Origin of the sequence: Austwickia chelonae (assembly GCF_003391095.1) — a bacterium.
GTDB lineage: Bacteria > Actinomycetota > Actinomycetes > Actinomycetales > Dermatophilaceae > Austwickia > Austwickia chelonae_A.
The window spans coordinates 1,681,690-1,698,753 of sequence record NZ_CP031447.1 but is presented as its reverse complement, the minus strand read 5'-3'; the positions used below and the strand labels follow the sequence as shown (position 1 = coordinate 1,698,753).

13 protein-coding genes are annotated in these 17,064 nt (G+C 63.4%); 9 read left to right on the top strand and 4 right to left on the bottom strand.

All coding sequences use genetic code 11. The annotated features are described in order from the left end of the window. Positions 1-92: 92 nt before the first annotated feature. Positions 93-1,289, bottom strand: a complete 1,197-nt coding sequence (locus DX923_RS07345) for an alpha/beta hydrolase family protein (RefSeq protein ID WP_116113777.1) — start codon at positions 1,287-1,289, stop codon at positions 93-95. 208 nt (positions 1,290-1,497) lie between these two features. Here DX923_RS07345 and DX923_RS07340 point away from each other — a divergent pair, with 208 nt between their 5' ends. The 3 genes from DX923_RS07340 to DX923_RS07330 all read left to right on the top strand — a co-directional run bounded on the left by DX923_RS07340 (position 1,498) and on the right by DX923_RS07330 (position 4,915). Continuing rightward, positions 1,498-3,939 carry a lamin tail domain-containing protein gene (locus DX923_RS07340; RefSeq protein ID WP_116113776.1) on the top strand — a complete coding sequence of 814 codons (2,442 nt, stop codon included), beginning with the start codon at positions 1,498-1,500 and terminating at the stop codon, positions 3,937-3,939. Positions 3,940-4,068: 129 nt separating this feature from the next. Next, positions 4,069-4,488 (top strand): peptide-methionine (R)-S-oxide reductase MsrB, encoded by a 420-nt coding sequence (gene msrB / locus DX923_RS07335; RefSeq protein WP_116116216.1) that lies wholly within the window; start codon positions 4,069-4,071, stop codon positions 4,486-4,488. A 145-nt stretch (positions 4,489-4,633) separates the two neighbouring features. Next, positions 4,634-4,915 carry a hypothetical protein gene (locus DX923_RS07330; protein WP_116113774.1) on the top strand — a complete coding sequence of 94 codons (282 nt, stop codon included), beginning with the start codon at positions 4,634-4,636 and terminating at the stop codon, positions 4,913-4,915. A 136-nt stretch (positions 4,916-5,051) separates the two neighbouring features. On the opposite strand, the gene hemQ is transcribed toward DX923_RS07330, so the two are convergent. After that, positions 5,052-5,756, bottom strand: coding sequence for a hydrogen peroxide-dependent heme synthase (hemQ, locus tag DX923_RS07325; RefSeq protein ID WP_116113773.1), 705 nt, complete (start codon positions 5,754-5,756; stop codon positions 5,052-5,054). A gap of 90 nt (positions 5,757-5,846) precedes the next feature. Further along, positions 5,847-6,878: a uroporphyrinogen decarboxylase gene (hemE, locus tag DX923_RS07320; RefSeq protein ID WP_116116215.1), complete on the bottom strand. Its 1,032-nt coding sequence runs from the start codon at positions 6,876-6,878 to the stop codon at positions 5,847-5,849. Between the two features lie 155 nt (positions 6,879-7,033). Between hemE and DX923_RS07315 the strand changes: the two genes are divergently transcribed. From DX923_RS07315 to DX923_RS07295, 5 genes are all read left to right on the top strand, one after another. Continuing rightward, positions 7,034-7,615, top strand: a complete 582-nt coding sequence (locus DX923_RS07315; RefSeq protein WP_116113771.1) for a DUF3000 domain-containing protein — start codon at positions 7,034-7,036, stop codon at positions 7,613-7,615. A 27-nt stretch (positions 7,616-7,642) separates the two neighbouring features. Beyond that, complete coding sequence (locus DX923_RS07310; protein ID WP_240322793.1) at positions 7,643-9,067, top strand: HRDC domain-containing protein; 1,425 nt, start codon at positions 7,643-7,645, stop codon at positions 9,065-9,067. 203 nt (positions 9,068-9,270) lie between these two features. Next, a complete protein-coding gene (locus tag DX923_RS07305; RefSeq protein WP_430732302.1) occupies positions 9,271-10,491 on the top strand; it encodes a thiolase family protein in 1,221 nt (406 codons plus the stop codon). Then, complete coding sequence (locus DX923_RS07300; protein ID WP_116113766.1) at positions 10,488-12,602, top strand: 3-hydroxyacyl-CoA dehydrogenase NAD-binding domain-containing protein; 2,115 nt, start codon at positions 10,488-10,490, stop codon at positions 12,600-12,602. The genes DX923_RS07305 and DX923_RS07300 overlap by 4 nt, the downstream gene beginning before the upstream one ends. A 294-nt stretch (positions 12,603-12,896) precedes the next feature. After that, on the top strand, positions 12,897-14,426 hold the full coding sequence (locus tag DX923_RS07295; protein ID WP_116113764.1) for a helix-turn-helix domain-containing protein: 1,530 nt from the start codon (positions 12,897-12,899) through the stop codon (positions 14,424-14,426). A 104-nt stretch (positions 14,427-14,530) separates the two neighbouring features. On the opposite strand, the gene dxs is transcribed toward DX923_RS07295, so the two are convergent. After that, positions 14,531-16,393: a 1-deoxy-D-xylulose-5-phosphate synthase gene (dxs, locus tag DX923_RS07290; RefSeq protein WP_116113763.1), complete on the bottom strand. Its 1,863-nt coding sequence runs from the start codon at positions 16,391-16,393 to the stop codon at positions 14,531-14,533. Positions 16,394-16,617: 224 nt separating this feature from the next. Here dxs and DX923_RS07285 point away from each other — a divergent pair, with 224 nt between their 5' ends. Next, positions 16,618-17,049, top strand: coding sequence for an HIT family protein (locus tag DX923_RS07285; protein ID WP_116113761.1), 432 nt, complete (start codon positions 16,618-16,620; stop codon positions 17,047-17,049). Positions 17,050-17,064 lie beyond the last annotated feature (15 nt).

Below are 17,064 nucleotides of genomic sequence, written 5' to 3'. Positions count from 1 at the left end.
GAACAACCTTGAGGGGCCCGGGAAGTTCTGCTTCCCGGGCCCCTCGGCATCACGTCCCCGACCTCCGCCGGGTCGTCAGCTCCATCCACGACTCACGGACAGCGGGGGCTCTCTTCACCCTCGGCCAGGAAGTCCTCGACGACCTGCTCCCACCGCTCCGGGTCGGTGTTCCACTCCTTGGTGTGCCGGGCCGTAGGCCATTCCACGAAGGTCACCAGGTCCGGCCGGGCCTCCGCGAGCGCGCGGGAAGGGCCGATCGGGACGAAGTCGTCCTCCACCGAATGGATCAGCAGGATCCGGTGAGTGAGTTCGTCGGCGCGGGATGACCAGTCTGCTTCAGCGATGTCCAGCGGGCGGGAGATACCGATCAACTGTTTCGCGCCGCGGGAACGCAAGACATGTGGCGCGGAGCGGGCCACGGCTTCGGGCAGCCCACCCAGCCGGGAATGGTGGGAGATCACGTCGCGCCAGTCGACGACGGGCCCGTCGAGGATCACGTCGGTGACCAGGTTCGCCCGGGAGGAGCGGGCCAAGGTCTGGAAGACGATCGCGCCCCCCATGGACCATCCGGCTAGGCAGATCCGTCGTGCTCCCCGCCCGCGGGCGTATTCGAGGGCTGCGTCCACATCGGCCCACTCGGACAAACCCAAGGCGTACAGGCGGTCTCGGCTCGCCGGGGCGTCGTCGTCATTGCGATAGCCGACGATCAGGCAGTTCCATCCCAGTCGTCGTAAGGCGGGCACCGCGCGGAGGCATTCGGTGCGGAAGGCGCTACGGCCGTGGACGAGGACTGCCCATTTGTCACTCGATTCGGCCCCGTCCTCGGGTGGGACGTGCCAGGCCGGCAGGTGACCGAGAGGGCCTTGGACGCATACCTCGTGGTATTGCAGTCCGAGAGAGCTGGCAGGGTTTCCGCCGTGGTAGTAACCGTTCCAACGGGCTGGTCCCGGCTTCAGGGTTCCTGAGTCGACGCCTTCCAGTACACGGCGGACGGTGCCGGTTTCCTGGTGGTGTTCGATGATTTCTCCGACCCGGGCGTGTCCTCGTCCACGGTCCAGCCAGAGGCCGTACCGGCCGGGGACCACGGTGTCGACATTGGCCCGCAAGGTGACCTCGTCGTCTTCGACGGCGAGGATCTCGATGTTGTCGGGTCTGTCCCTGTCCGGGGTGAGCATGAGACGCAGTGCGTAGGAGGCCACCGCGACGACTCCCATGGCGACGGCTCCGACGCCGGTCATGACGCCGGCTGCGTAGACCGCAAGATGCTTGTGTTGAACAGGTGATTGCACCCTCCCATCCTGCCAAAGAGCTCTGTGGTGCATACATCGGATCCTGTTGTCCGCTCTAGGTCTCCACCTCGGGGCGACGGGCAGTTATTTCTCGAAACGGACCAGTCACCAGAAGTTGGTCGCAGGTTTTGAGCAACATCTCCCCCGCAGCAGTTCACGGCATATACCTTCGGTTCACCGCTCAACTTTTCGTCTGAAAGTCGAAGCAATGCAACGCTACTCAGTCAAGCTGCTCGCACTCACGCTTCCCCTCGCGATGAGCCCCCTCGTCATGCTGCCTGCCAGCGCGTCCGCCGCCAGCCGCACCCTCGTCATCTCCGAGGCCTACGGCGGCGGCGGAAACACCGGATCCACCCACACCCACGATTTCGTCGAACTCTTCAACCGTGGGGCACAACCCGTCGACCTCCACGGTTGGAGCCTGCAGTACTGGTCCGCCACCGGTGATCGTCCGGCGCTGACACAGCTGTCCGGGCAGATCGCACCTGGGCGACATTTCCTGGTCCAGCAGGCTGCCGGACGTACCGATGACAACGGTCGCCCATTGCCCACGCCGGATGCTGTCGGCAGGATCGCCATCTCTGCGACCGGTGGACGGATCGCGGTCGTCGACCCCCACGGACAGATCGTCGATCTGCTGGGGTGGGGCGCTAAAACCCAAGGTGCCGAAGGTCGCCCGGCGCCGACGACCACCAATGCGACCTCGGTGTCCCGTCGTCATGTCTGCACGGACACCGACGACAACGCCGTCGACTTCCACCGCACCGTTCCCTCCCCCCTGAACAGCTCTGCGCCCAGCGTCTCCTGCCGGGCCACGCCAGTCCCTCGCCCTCCGGTCTCTCCCACACCTGGCAAGCCGACCAACCCGGCACCCTCGCAACCGGGCAAGACCGCACTGAGCATCGCCCAGATCCAAGGTGGCACCCACGTCTCCCCTTATGCGGGAAAGGGAGTCGCCAATGTTCCGGGCATCGTGACCGCCCTGAACAAGCGGGGTTTCTGGATGCAGTCGGCGCGTTCCGCCAATAACCCTGCCGCGAGCGATGGCATCTACGTCTTCACCCACCAGGCCCCCGGGGTGAAGGTCGGTGATGCGGTGGAAGTCACCGGGAAGGTCAACGAATTCCGGCCGAAGAATGCCCCGAGGAATCTGAGTACCACCCAGCTCGCCGCCTCAACCGTTCGAACCCTGTCCTCCGGCAATGAGCTTCCTCCACCGGTCGTCATCGGTGTCGACCGGATTGCCCCGGCTCAGAGTGTCTACAGCGGGAATGTCGGAGATCTCGACAAGGCCAACCCTCCGCTGCGCCCGCAGAGCAATGCCCTCGACTTCTACGAATCCCTCGAGGGGATGAGAGTCACCGTGCGGGACGCTCGCGTGGTCGGTGCCACGACGTCCTACGGGGAGATGGTGGTCGTTCCGGGGCAGGCCAAAGGGCAGGTCGACAGCGCACGAGGAGGAGTCGTCTACTCCGGGTACGACAAGCCCAATAGTGCCCGGGTCCATCTGAAGGGGTCTCTGCTGCCCTCGAACTCGATGCCCAAGGCGAATGTGAACGACACCCTGCCCGGCGAGGTCACCGGCGTCATGGACTACGACTTCGGCGTCCCGAAGATCCTGCTGACCGGTCAGCCCGAGGTTCGCAGCGGCGGGCTCCAGCGGGAAAGCACCACACCGGCCTCGCCCGACGAGGTCGCTGTCTCCACCTTCAACGTCGAGAACCTCTCCATGTCCTCTCCTCAGGAGAAGTTCGACCGGCTTGCCGCCCAGATCGTCGCCAACCTGCACAGTCCCGACGTCGTCGCCTTGGAAGAAATCCAGGACGACTCAGGCCCGGCCGATGACGGCACGGTCACCTCCACCAGGACGGTGCAACGCTTGGCGGATGCGGTCAAGGCCCAAGGCGGACCCGAATACCGCGGGCTGTGGATCGACCCGCAGAACAACGTCGACGGGGGCAAGCCCGGCGGGAACATCCGGCAGGTCTTCTTCTACCGCGCCGATCGAGGGCTGGCCCCTGCTCCCGGTCAAGCCGGGGACGCCGTCACCTCTGTCGGAATCGTCTCCGGCGAGGACGGACAACCTCACCTCACCCACAACCCTGGACGGATCGCCCCCGCTGACAAGGCCTGGAGCCGTTCCCGCAAACCGCTGGCCGCGGAATTCCGGATCAAGGACAAGTCGCTGATCGTGATCGCCAACCACTTCGGCAGTAAAGGAGGCGACGACCCCCAGTTCGGCCGGGTCCAGCAGCCTCAGCGCCGGAGCGAAAGCTCACGTCATGCCCAGGCCCGCCTGGTCCGTGGCTTCGTGGACAAACTGGTCTCCGGGCGTCCGGATGCGCGAGTCGTGGTCCTGGGAGACATGAACGACTTCGAGTACAGCCAGACCGCTCGAATCCTCGAAGGCCAAGGTGAGGGAGCCCTCCTCTCCCTGACGAAGACCCTGCCCGTCAACGACAGGTACAGCTACATCTTCCAAGGGAACAGCCAGATCCTCGACCAGATCCTGGTGAGTCGTGGCCTGCAGAAGACCGCTGGACAAGTACCGGCATTGGCCTACGACATCGTCCATACCAATTCTGAATTCGCCGATCAGGACAGCGACCACGACCCGCAGGTCGTGCGGCTGAACACACGCGGCTGGTGACGGATCTGAACCATTGAACATCGTGGTGGCGTCCTTCTGGGAAGGAAGAACGCCACCACGGTGTTAGGCACGGTGTGTGATCTGCGGTACCGCCACTGCCCGCAGACGTCGATCACGGAAGGCTCCCCGATGAGTGAGTACGACTATCCCGTGCGGCACAGCGAGGACGAGTGGGCACGCATCCTGTCCCCGCAGGAGTTCCAGGTCCTGCGTCGAGGTGGCACCGAGCCTCCGGGCACCGGTGAGTACACCGACAACACCGAGAACGGCGCCTACCACTGCAAAGGCTGTGGCGCTGAACTCTTCACGAGTACGACCAAGTTCTCCAGCCACTGCGGGTGGCCATCCTTCTATGCGCCATCCGATGGAAACTCGGTGGAATACCTCGAGGACATCAGCCACGGCATGACCCGCACCGAGGTCAGATGCGCATCATGCGGCTCCCATCTCGGCCATGTCTTTGTCGGCGAAGGCTATGGCACCCCGACCGACCGTCGATACTGCGTCAATTCGATCAGCCTCCAGTTCAACAAGAGCGACCAGGACTGAACATCAGATATTTTCACGATTCGGACAGGACCGGACCTCCCTCTCCGAGCCATCCTCACAAGGTGAGGATGGCTGCCGATAAGCCCCACGAGACGGGGAAGCGCAGCCAGGCCAGTGGTCGCTGCAAGCAGAGAGGACGATAGCCATGATCACGCGAGACCTGCTGGTGGCGATGCTTTCCGGGGCTGATGACGAAGGAGAGCCTCGCATCGCTTATGACGAAGCCTGCAGGATCGCCGACAGTTGTCTCAACCTTTTTCAGGCCGAAGCCGACGAGATCCGCCGCGAAATCCTGCACACTGCAGCCGAACGGATCAGCCCCTCCCCAGAAGAACACCTCTTCGGCGGAGCCCCCTGGAACATGGGCTTCCACGACGGCAAAAACGTTGCCGCCGACGCACTCAGGTTGATGGCCCGCCAGTACTGATCAGCCGATCGCCGTGCTTCCCCCTCAGCCGAGCATCCAGAAGAAGTGTCCCACCACGTTTCCACAGCGGTGGGACACCAACTCTTCTCCGGAGGGCACCGACCGTACGAAACAACCGGCACGGATCGCTGACCTCTCAGGGCAAGGAAGCCACGATCTGAGCCGGAGACCGACGAGGACCAGTGAAGAACGGAACCTCCTCACGCACGTGCATCCGCGCACGCGACCCCCGCAGGTGCCGCATCAGGTCGACGATCCGGTGCAGCTCGTCCGCTTCGAAGGCCAGCACCCATTCGTAGTCGTTGAGCGCGAAGGAAGCGATGGTGTTGGCCCGCACGTCCGGGAACCCACGAGCCATCTGCCCGTGCTCGGACAGGAGCTCACGGCGCTGGGCGTCGTCCAGCAAGTACCAGTCGTAGCTGCGCACGAAGGGGTACACGCAGACATAGGCGCGGGGCTCTTCACCAGCGAGGAATGCCGGGATGTGTCCTTTGTTGAACTCGGCCGGACGGTGCAGCGCAGCCGACGACCAGACCGGGTCGAGACAACGCCCCAGCTCAGTACGGCGAAAAGCCTGATAAGCGGCTTGCAGCTGCTCGATCGTCTCGGCATGCCACCAGATCATCAGGTCGGCTTCCGCCCTCAACCCAGAGATGTCGTAGCAGCCGCGGACGACAACATCTTCGTCCTCCAACCCGGCGAAAAAGGCCTCGGCCTCCTCGGCCATGTGGTCACGTTCCTCTTCAGGCAGAGGAACCGCCGAGGCGAAGACAGACCACATGGCATAGCGCACCGTGTCATTGATGGCGCGAATCTGGCTCGGAGAAGGGCGACTGTTCATGCCGCCATTGTGGACCATGGTCCCGACAAGGGCAGCTGCCGTCTAGAGGGCAAAGGCTCAGGACGGCAGCTGCGCGGTACCTGCCGAGGGTCAGTCCTCCTTGCCCAGGGAACGCACCAGATCGACCACTCTGGTAATGACCTCCGGATCCGTATTCGGCAAGACACCATGTCCCAGGTTGAAAATATGCCCGGGCGTGGATCTTCCCTCTTCGACGATTCGCCGGACCTCAGCTTCCAAGGCCTCCCAGGGCGCGAAAAGATAAGCGGGGTCGAGGTTCCCCTGAACAGGGTATTTCCCTTCCAACCGGGAGTTCGCTTCGCTCAGCGGGACACGGAAATCGACTCCCACCACATCAGCGCCGGCCTGGCCCATCGCGGGAAGGAGCTCGCTGGTTCCCACACCGAAATGGATCCGAGGGACGCCGGTGTGCTCCACCGAGGACAGCACCGCGGCGGAATGAGGGGCGACGAATCGGTTGTAGTCGTGCAGTGGCAGAGCACCCACCCAGGAGTCGAAGAGCTGGATCGCGGAGGCGCCTGCCTCGATCTGGACGTTCAGGAAGGCGCCTGCGATCTGGGCAAGCCGGGCACACAGATCGTGCCAGAGTTCAGGGTCGCCGTACATCAGCGCTTTCGTCCGCTCGTGATGTCGGCTCGGCCCGCCCTCGACCAGGTAGGAAGCCAAAGTGAACGGAGCCCCCGCGAAACCGATCAAGGGGGTCTCGCCCAGCTCGGACACAAGCAGCCTCACCGATTCCGTGATGTCGGGAACATGCTCCGGAGTGAGTGGGACCAGCCGGTCCAGATCCGCACGGGAACGAATCGGTTCAGGGACCACCGGCCCGGTCCCCGGCACGATGTCCACGTCGATACCCACAGCGGAAAGAGGGACCACGATGTCACTGAAGAAGATCGCAGCATCGACACCATGACGATGCACCGGCTGCAAGGTGATCTCCGTAACCAGGTCAGGACGTCGACACGAGTCCAACATCGGCACGCCCTCGCGCACAGCGCGGTATTCCGGCAAAGACCTGCCCGCCTGACGCATGAACCACACCGGAGGACGCGAACCCGGTCGACGGCGTGCAGCCCGGACAAGCAGGCTCTCCCTGGACATATTGTTCGAAGAGTCGCTCACCAGGGCATCCTCCCACGGACTTCCCCAGACCGACGATCAGCAGCCCTGTGCAGCGGTGGAACCGATACCATCGCCGGCCACCCTTACGGCGTGGCTCGTCATCCGCGAACGGCACGCACCCGTAAGGTGCCACAGTGACCAGTCGCCACGCCCACCAAGGAATACCGGAGCACTTCACCGCGTGCATCGGTGCGCTGGCGAGCGTCCGGGTACGACCAGAGGTCACCTTGAGCGACCTGCCGGCGCCTCGACGAATCGCCCCCTTCACCACCGCATTGGGCGCCGAAGTCGTCCTCCCCGGCGAAGAGGACGAATCCGCACAAGGACGATTCGTCGTCCTGCACGACCCGGATCCGCCGGACGTATGGGAAGGCAGCTGGCGCGTCGTCACTTTGTCCACAGCTCAGATCGAACCCGAATTGGGCGCAGACCCTCTGCTCAGCGAAGTGGGCTGGTCGTGGCTGTGCGATGCGCTGAACGGTGCCGGCGTCGGCCACCGAGCCCTGGGCGGAACAGTCACCCGCGTCATCTCCCGAAGTTTCGGCAGCCTGGAGACACGTCCTGGCACCGTCGAAATAGAGCTGCGTGCCTCCTGGACCGTCGACGGCAAAGATTTACGGCGGCATCTGCAGATCTGGACCGACCTGCTCTGCACCTTGGCAGGGTTGCCTCCGTTGCCCGACGGCGTGGTCAGTTTCCCGGGTGCGCGCCGATGAGCTCGGCATGACATGCTGTTAGCTGGTATGAGCACGAAGCCTGAAGACGAGTCCAGCGGCGCCGACACGACGAGCCGAACCACCGAACTCCCCCCGGTCACCCCCGCGGGGGCAGCATCGCGCACGGAAAAACAGGGAACGCTCAGGCGACGCACCCGCGCCGGGCGTGCCCTCTTCCGAGACGAACTCACCCGCCGACGGGAGAAGAAACTCGAAGAACGACCACCCGTCGTGGTCACCGAGTCGACGACACCCGAAGACCTGGGTATGCCCCGGCTGATCGATTTCCCTTCCGAGGGAATACCCGAGATCGTCGACGACGAACATGGCCTGTCCGAAGCAGCTCTAGCGCTCCGCAACGGGTCCGGCCCAGTGGCCATCGATGCCGAGCGGGCTTCCGGATACCGCTACGGGCAACGTGCCTATCTGGTTCAGCTCCGTCGTGAAGGAGCAGGCAGCTTCCTGATCGACCCCATCGCCTGCCCAGACCTGACGCCATTGAGTTCTACGTTGAGCGAAGCAGAGTGGGTTCTCCACGCCGCCACTCAGGACCTCCCCTGCCTGGCCGAGCTCGGTATCCGCCCCAGCCGACTTTTCGACACCGAGCTGGGAGCGAGGCTCGCCGGCCAACCACGGGTGGGACTGGCTGCGGTGTTGGAGCATTATCTTGGCGTCACCCTCGCCAAGGAACACTCGGCGGTCGACTGGTCGACCCGGCCGCTACCCGAGCCCTGGCTGCGCTACGCCGTGCTCGACGTCGAGGTCCTCGTCGACCTTCGCGACGCCGTAGAGACTGATCTCCATGCGCAAGGAAAATCGGTCTGGGCCGAACAAGAGTTCCATGCGCTGACCTCCTTCGCCGGCCCGGTACGCCGGGTGGACCCGTGGCGGAGGCTGTCCGGATTGCACAAGATCCGCGATCGCCGGACGATGGCCATCGCCCGTGAACTGTGGTTCGCCAGAGATGACGTGGCCCGATCCCGAGATATCTCACCGAGCCGGGTCATCCCCGATTCGGCCCTCTTGGACATCGCACATGCCACTCCGAAGTCCCTCTCCGAAGTAGGAACCTCCACCACGAACCGAGCCGCACGCCGCCATGCGAGCGCGTGGCTCGCTGCAGTGACTGCGGGCAGGGAGATTCCAGAAGATCAGTTACCGCCCTTGGCTCTTCCGTCCGATGCCCCGCCACCTCAGCGGGCCTGGACCGACCGAGCACCGGATGCAGCGGCCAGGCTGGCTGCTGTACGAGAGCAGCTCCAGGCTTTCGGTGTCCGACATTCCGTACCGGTCGAGAATGTTCTCACGCCGGACACCTTGCGTCGGGTGCTGTGGTCGCCTCCGGAGGCCACTGAGAAGGCCGTCGGTGCCGCATTGGCCGCACGAGGTGCGCGTTCTTGGCAGATCGACATCGTGGCACCGATGATCGTGGATTCCCTGAAGGCCGACTGACTCAGTGTTGGTCGGGTTCGCTCGTTGATTGCTCCGGAATCGAGCTGTAGTTCTTCGATTGGCCCGTTCTATCTGTTGTCGGCTGAGATCTACGCCACGCCCAAGAACGGTGGTACGGCCATTACCCCTCGGTAAGAATGACAGGAATCGACCACAGCGGTGGGTGATTCCCCGTCCTTCCGACCCAGGGAGATTCTGTGTCCATTCCACGCCATGAGGTCGTCTTCGTCGACGGCGTCCGCACCCCCTTCGGTAAGGCAGGTGACAAAGGCCTCTACGCCCAGACACGCGCTGACGACCTCGTCGTGGCCTGTCTGCGAGAACTCATGCGCCGCCACCCGGAGGTCCCGGCCGAACGCATCGGCGACGTCGCCGTGGCTGCTACCACCCAGACCGGCGACCAAGGGTTGACCATCGGTAGAACGGCCGCGCTCCTGGCCGGGCTTCCCCACACCGTTCCGGGCTATGCCATCGATCGCATGTGCGCCGGGGCCCTGACGGCAGTGACCACGGTGTCCGCCTCGATCTCCTACGGCGCCTACGACCTGGCTCTGGCCGGCGGTGTCGAACACATGGGCCACCATCCGATGGGGGCCGGCGTCGACCCGAACCCACGTTTCGTCTCGGAGAAACTCGTCGACCCTGAAGCCCTCAACATGGGCAATACTGCCGAAAACCTGCACGACCGTTTTCCGCAGTTGACCAAGGAACGTGCCGACCGTTACGCGATGGCCAGTCAGCACAAGATGCAGGCTGCCTACGCCTCCGGTCAGATCCAGCCCGACCTCGTCCCGATAGCCACCAGGCATGCTGAGCTCGGGTGGGGGCTGGCCACCAAGGATGAGCCGCCCCGTCCAGGAGTGACGATGGAGGCACTGGCCGAGCTGAAGACCCCGTTCCGCCCGCATGGTCGAGTCACCGCCGGAAATGCCGCCGGGCTCAACGACGGAGCCACCGCATGCCTGCTCGCTTCGGAGAAGGCCGCAGCTGAACTGGGTCTTCCGGTGAAGATGCGTCTGACCTCCTTCGCTTTCGCCGGCGTCGAGCCGGAGATCATGGGGTACGGGCCGGTACCCGCAGCGGAGAAAGCACTCGCCCAGGCCGGTCTGGAGGTCGCAGACATCGGTCTGTTCGAGATCAATGAGGCCTTCGCCGTCCAGGTTCTCAGTTTCCTCGATCACTACGGCATCGCCGACGACGACCCCCGGGTCAACAAATACGGCGGAGCCATCGCCTGCGGACATCCCCTGGCTTCCTCAGGCGTACGTCTGATGGTCCAGCTTGCCCGTCAATTCACCGAGAACCCACAGGTCCGTTACGGAATGACCGCGATGTGCATCGGTATCGGCATGGGTGCCGCCGTCATTTGGGAGAACCCCCACCACAGCGATTACGTCGCGTACAGCGAGGAGAATGCCCGATGAGCATCGACTTCACCGAGGTCTTCCCGGACGAGGTCGTTACCCACGCCCTGGTCCGGGACATCGAACTCCCCGAGGGCGCCGGGACCATGGCCCTGGTGACCCTCGACAACGGCATGGACCACACCCGCCCGAATACGTTCGGGCCACAGACCTTGACCTTGCTGGGCGAGGTGCTGGACGGTCTCGCGGCACGAGCCGCTACCGACGAGATCACATCGGTCGGCATCACCGGAAAGCCCTTCATTCTCGCAGCTGGGGCCGATCTGTCCGGCGTGGCAAAGGTGTCACAACGCGAGCAGGGCCGGGCCATCGCCGAGTTGGGGCACCACACCTTCTCCAAGCTCACCGACATGAGTGTGCCGACCTTCGCTTTCATGAATGGTCTCGCCCTGGGCGGGGGTGTGGAGGTCAACCTCTACTGCACCTACCGGACCATCTCCGCCGGAGTGCCCGCGCTCGCATTGCCGGAGTGTTTTCTAGGACTGCTGCCGGGATGGGGCGGAACATGGCTGTTGCCGAACCTCATCGGCATCGAACGTGCCGTCAAGATCGTGATCGAGAACCCGTTGTCGATGAACAAGATGTTGAAAGGCCCGCAGGCCTTCGACCTGGGTATCGCCGATGCGATCTTCGAACCTGCCGATTTCTTGGCCCAGTCACTGGTCTGGTCTGCGCAAGTGCTCAACGGTCAGGTCACGGTTGAACGGGCGCCGGTCGCCCGGGACGAATCAGCCTGGGGTGCGGCGATCGATGCGGCCAAAGCTTTTGTCGACATGAAGACGGGAGGCCGTGCTCCCGCTCCGTACCGCGCCTTGGAGCTGTTGTCCGCTGCCAGGACGAATACGCGAGCCGAAGGCTTCGAAGCGGAGAACGAGGCTCTGGCGGATCTCATCATGAGCGATGAGCTCCGAGCCGGACTCTATGCCTTCGACTTGGTGCAGAAACGCGCGAAACGGCCTGCTGGCGCTCCAGACCGCGCTTTGTCCCGAAGGGTCACCAAAGTGGGGGTCGTGGGAGCGGGACTGATGGCGAGCCAGCTGGCGTTGCTGTTCGTACGGAAGTTGAAAGTGCCAGTGGTGATCACCGATTTGGACGCCGAGCGAGTAGCCAAGGGCGTGGCCTACGTCCACGGCGAGCTCGACAAGCTCGTCGTCAAGGGTCGACTCAGCACGGATAAGTGCACTCGTTTCAAAGCCTTGATCACCGGTTCCACCGAGAAATCTGATTTCGCCGACGCCGAGTTCGTCATCGAGGCCGTCTTCGAGGAGATGGGCGTCAAGCAGCAGGTCTGGCGAGAGGTGGAAGAAGTCGTCGGGCCTGAATGCGTCCTGGCGACCAACACCTCGTCGCTGTCGGTCACCGAAATGGCTTCCGGTCTGGAACACCCCGAACGGGTCGTCGGTTTCCACTTCTTCAACCCTGTGGCGGTGATGCCGTTGTTGGAAGTCGTCGAAGGTGAGAAGACGGACGAGGCGACCTTGGCGACAGCTTTCGCGACCGGCCGTTCCTTGGGCAAGACCACGATCCGGGTGAAGGACAGCCCCTCTTTCATCGTCAATCGACTACTGGGCAGGTTCATGTCGGACATGGCTCGCATCGTCGATGCCGGGACACCGGTGGAGGTGGCCGACCAAGGCTTTTCCGGAGTGGCGCCGATGCCGCCATTCGTCCTGATGGGTCTGGTCGGTCCGGCGATCGCCTTGCACAACAACGAGAGTCTTGCGAAGGCCTTTCCCGACCGGTTCTACGTATCGGACAACCTGCGCCGCGTCGTGAAGGCGGGGAAGAGCAGCTACTACACCTTCGGGTCCTCAGGAATGGTCGTGGATCCGGAGATCCTGGCCTTGCACGAGGTTCCCGCGGATCCGGTGGTGCTTACGGTCGAGGAAGTGCGGGAGAAGGTCTTGGCCGGCTTGGCCGAAGAAGCACGGCTCATGCTCGACGAAGGCGTGGTCGCTGCTCCGATGGATATCGACCTCGGCATGATCACCGGTGCGGGTTTCCAGTTCTGGAACGGGGGTCTCACCCCCTTGCTGGACCGGTCCGGGATGTCGGAGCGTGCGGCTGGAGGCCGGTTCCTGCCGCAGGGCGTGGCCGACGTTCCTGCCTGAAAGCGCTCGTCAGTACGGGAATCAACCAGCTGATTCTCAGCTTGCTGTCATATGCCAGCTCATCGAGGCGCGCCCAACGGGCGCGCCTCGATCGCATATCCCCTAACTTCGGGCAATCTTCTGTCTCAGTAGTTCTGAGGTCCGTGTCCGCGAGAGCCCTCGCAGTGTGAAAGACTTGGGCGATCGTCCTGACCCGTTCGTGGATCCTGCCACGAACGGCTCCCCGTCGCGCCTGGATAGTTCAGGAACACGCCGCGACCGGCCCATATCTCATATGTGAGCTATTCTAGAAACATGAGTGAGGACTACTTGGCACGTATCGGAGGCCTCATCCGAGACGCCCGCCGCCACAAGGGACTGACCCAGGCGGAACTGGCCGAAAACCTCGGCACGAGCCAGAGCGCTGTGGCCCGCATCGAGCAGGGCAAACAAAATCTGAGCCTGGAGATGCTGGCACGCATCGGCGAGTCCCTCGATTCGGAGTTCGTGTCGCTGGGTTCCTCCGGGCCCCAACATCTACGCATCAAAGGTGGCACCAAGCTCTCCGGAGCGATCGATGTCAAAACCAGTAAGAACGCCGCGGTCGCTCTCCTGTGCGCCGCGCTGCTGAACCGCGGGCGGACCACACTGCGCAGCATCGCGCGGATCGAAGAGGTCAACCGGATCATCGAAGTACTCCAGAGCATCGGAGTACGAACCAGATGGCTTCCCGGGACCAGTGACCTCGAGATCATTCCCCCCGAACGGGTCGACCTGTCCGCGATGGACCTCGCCGCCGCCCGTCGCACGCGAACCATCATCATGTTCTTCGCACCTCTCCTGCACGACTTCGATTCTTTCTCCCTCCCCTTCTCCGGCGGCTGCGACCTGGGCTCCCGGACCATCGAGCCGCATATGACGGCTCTCCGCAGCTTCGGCCTCATGGTGCAGGCCACGAACGGTTTCTACGAGGCGACCGTCGACCGGTCCGTCCGGCCGACCCGCGCCATCGTGCTCACCGAACGCGGGGACACGGTGACCGAGAACGCCCTGATGGCGGCAGCCCGCTACGAGGGCGAAACCGTCATCCGCAACGCCAGCCCGAACTACATGGTTCAGGATCTGTGCTTCTTCCTCCAGAAGCTCGGTGTCGAGGTCGACGGGATCGGCACCACCACTCTTCGGGTGCGTGGCCGCTCCCATATCGATGTCGATGTCGACTACGCCCCCAGCGAAGACCCCATCGAGGCGATGAGCCTCCTGGCGGCCGCCGTCGTCACCGAATCACGGATCACCATCCGTCGAGTCCCTGTCGAATTCCTTGAGATCGAACTCGCACTGCTCACCGAGATGGGCATGAAGTACGAACTCAGTGAGGAATACGCCTCGGCCAACGGGAAGACCCGGCTGGCCGATCTGACGACCGTGCCTGGTCCATTGGTCGCTCCCATCGACAAGATCCACCCGATGCCTTTCCCGGGGCTCAATATCGACAACCTGCCCTTCTTCGCGCTCATCGGTGCCGTCGCCCAAGGACGCACCATGCTCCACGACTGGGTCTACGAGAACCGTGCCATCTACCTGACCGAACTCACCAAGGTCGGGGCGAAGGTACAGCTCCTCGACCCCCACCGGGTACTGATCGACGGACCGACCCGTTGGCGCGCAGCCGAGGTCGTCTGCCCGCCGGCGCTACGTCCCGGCGTGGTCATCCTCATTGCGATGCTGGCCACCCCTGGCACCTCCGTGCTCCGCAATGTCTACGTGATCAACCGTGGATACGAGGACCTCGCCGAGCGGCTCAACGCACTCGGCGCCAGCGTCACCACCTTCCGGGACATCTGACCCGCCTGAAACACGAAGAAGCCTCCGGTGTCCGCCTCTCACGAGGGTCGCACCAGAGGCTTCTTCGTATTTCAGCGGTGAGACAGCTACCGACCGCGCAAAGATCAGTCAGGCAGCCTCTGCATGATGCAGTCGGCGGTCAAACCGACCTCTGCGAGGATCTGGCCACGACTTGCGTGATCGAGGAAGCGTTTGGGTACTCCGAACTGCTTCACCGGCGCGGTCAAGCCAGCCTCAGAGCAGGCCAAAGTCACAGCCGCACCGATACCACCACCGACGAGATTGTCCTCGATCACCACGATCCGCGCTGCTCCTCGGGCAATATCGATGAGTTCGCCCGGCACAGGCAGACACCAACGAGGATCGATCACCCTGACTCTGCGACCCCGTGCCGTCAGCTGCTCAGCTACCTGCACAGCGAGCGGGACGAAGGAGCCCAAGGCGACAACCAGATCATCGACCTCGTCGTACTCATCAGGCTCGGCCAGGATATCCACGACACCTATGCTGCGGATCTCGTCGATCGGCGCCGGCGGATTCCCCTTGGAGAAACGGATGACCGTCGGTGCATCGTCGACCTCGGCTGCCTCCTGCAGCGCCTGGGCCACCCGTATACCGTCCCGCGGTGCGGCCAGCGCCAGCCCCGGAACAATATTTGCCAAGGTCATATCCCACATTCCGTTGTGGGAGGCCCCGTCGCTGCCGGTGATCCCGGCACGGTCGAGGACAAAAGTCACCCCAGCTTGGTGCAAGGCGCAGTCCATCAACATCTGATCGAAAGCACGGTTGAGGAAAGTGGAATAGACAGCCACCACAGGGTGCAGACCACCGAACGCCAAACCAGCTGCCATGGTCACCGCGTGTTGTTCCGCAATACCGACATCGAATACACGATCCGGAAAACGTTCCGCAAAACCCTTCAGTCCGACAGGGATCAGCATGGCTGCTGTCAAAGCCACCACATCGTCCCGTTCCTCACCGAGTTTCTCGATCGCCTCCGAGAAATCGTCAGTCCAGGAACGACCCGACACCTCCAGAGGCAGACCTGTCTCCGGATTGATCACACCCACCGCATGGAAACGGTCGTCGTCGTGGTTGCACGCATGCTCATAACCATTTCCTTTACGAGTCATCACGTGCACGATCACCGGAGCGCCGTAGCCCTTCGCCTGTTTCAAGGCGACCTCGACAGCCTGTAGGTCGTGACCGTCTACCGGGCCGACGTACTTCAACCCGAGGTCTTCGAAGAGCCCCTGAGGCGCCACGATGTCCTTCAGACCCTTCTTCATCCCGTGCAAGGTGCCCAAAGCGGGACGACCCACCACCGGAGTCCGGGACAAGGTCTCCTTGCCCCAGCTCAGCAGCTTCTCGTACTCACGGGTCGTCCGCAGCCAGGCCAGATGCTCGGCCAATCCTCCGATCGTCGGCGCATAGCTACGGGTGTTGTCGTTCACCACGATCACCAGGGGAAGGTCCTTGACACTCGCGAGATTGTTCAAGGCCTCCCAGGCCATCCCGCCGGTCAAAGCACCGTCACCGATCACCGCGACCGTATGCCGGTCGTCCTCGCCCCGGATACGGCGCGCTTGGGCGATACCGGTCGCCCAGGACAACGATGTCGAGGCATGGCTGTTCTCCACCACATCGTGTTCCGACTCGGCTCTCGACGGATAACCCGACAGACCGCCCTTTGAACGGAGCTGCGAGAAATCCTGACGTCCTGTCAGCAACTTGTGCACGTAACTGATGTGCCCCGTGTCGAAAACAAGGGTGTCATGGGGACTGTCGAACACTCTGTGCAGAACCATCGTGAGCTCCACGACCCCAAGATTGGGACCGAGATGCCCGCCGGTGGCCGACACTGCCCGCACCAGGAACGCACGGATCTCCTCCGCCAACTCCTCGAGTTGGTCATGGTCGAGACTCCGCAGGTCCGCGGGGTTATTGATCTGATCCAGCAGGGACACTTCACGTGCGCTTTCATCCGGTCCATTTCGTCCTGAGAGAGCCTACGCCGTCCGCAGGAGAACCGTAGCCACAGCGCCACCCTCATACAGGCCGTAGACAAAGAACAACATCGCCCTGGAGAAGGAATAACCCTGACTTTCCTGGTTGCTGGACGATTCCGCCACGTGCTTCGAGGAAGAACTCACCCCGGAACCGAAGCCGGCTGCTTGTCTAGGGTGGAGCCATGGCCAGTATCTTCAGTCGCATCATCGCCGGTGACATCCCAGGACGGTTCGTCTGGCAGGATCCGCAGTGCGTCGCCTTCCTCACCATCGCCCCGCTGACCCCCGGACACACCCTGGTCGTGCCGAGGGAAGAGATCGCGCAGTGGACCGACGCCTCTCCAGAACTGTTCACCCATCTCAGCCAAGTGGCCCAGATCATCGCCCAAGCGCAGCAACAGGAATGGAAGTCCCCTCGCATCGGGCTCCTCGTGCAGGGATTCGAAGTCCCCCACCTTCACCTCCACGTCTGGCCGGCCAGCTCCGCTGCCGATTTCGACATCGACCGGGCCGACCACGACCCCTCCCCCGAACGAATGGACGACGACGCGGCTCGGCTGCGCCAACGGTTGCGTTCCATGGGACACGGCAGCCAGGTTCCTGACGGGAGCTGACCGAGCCACGAGGAC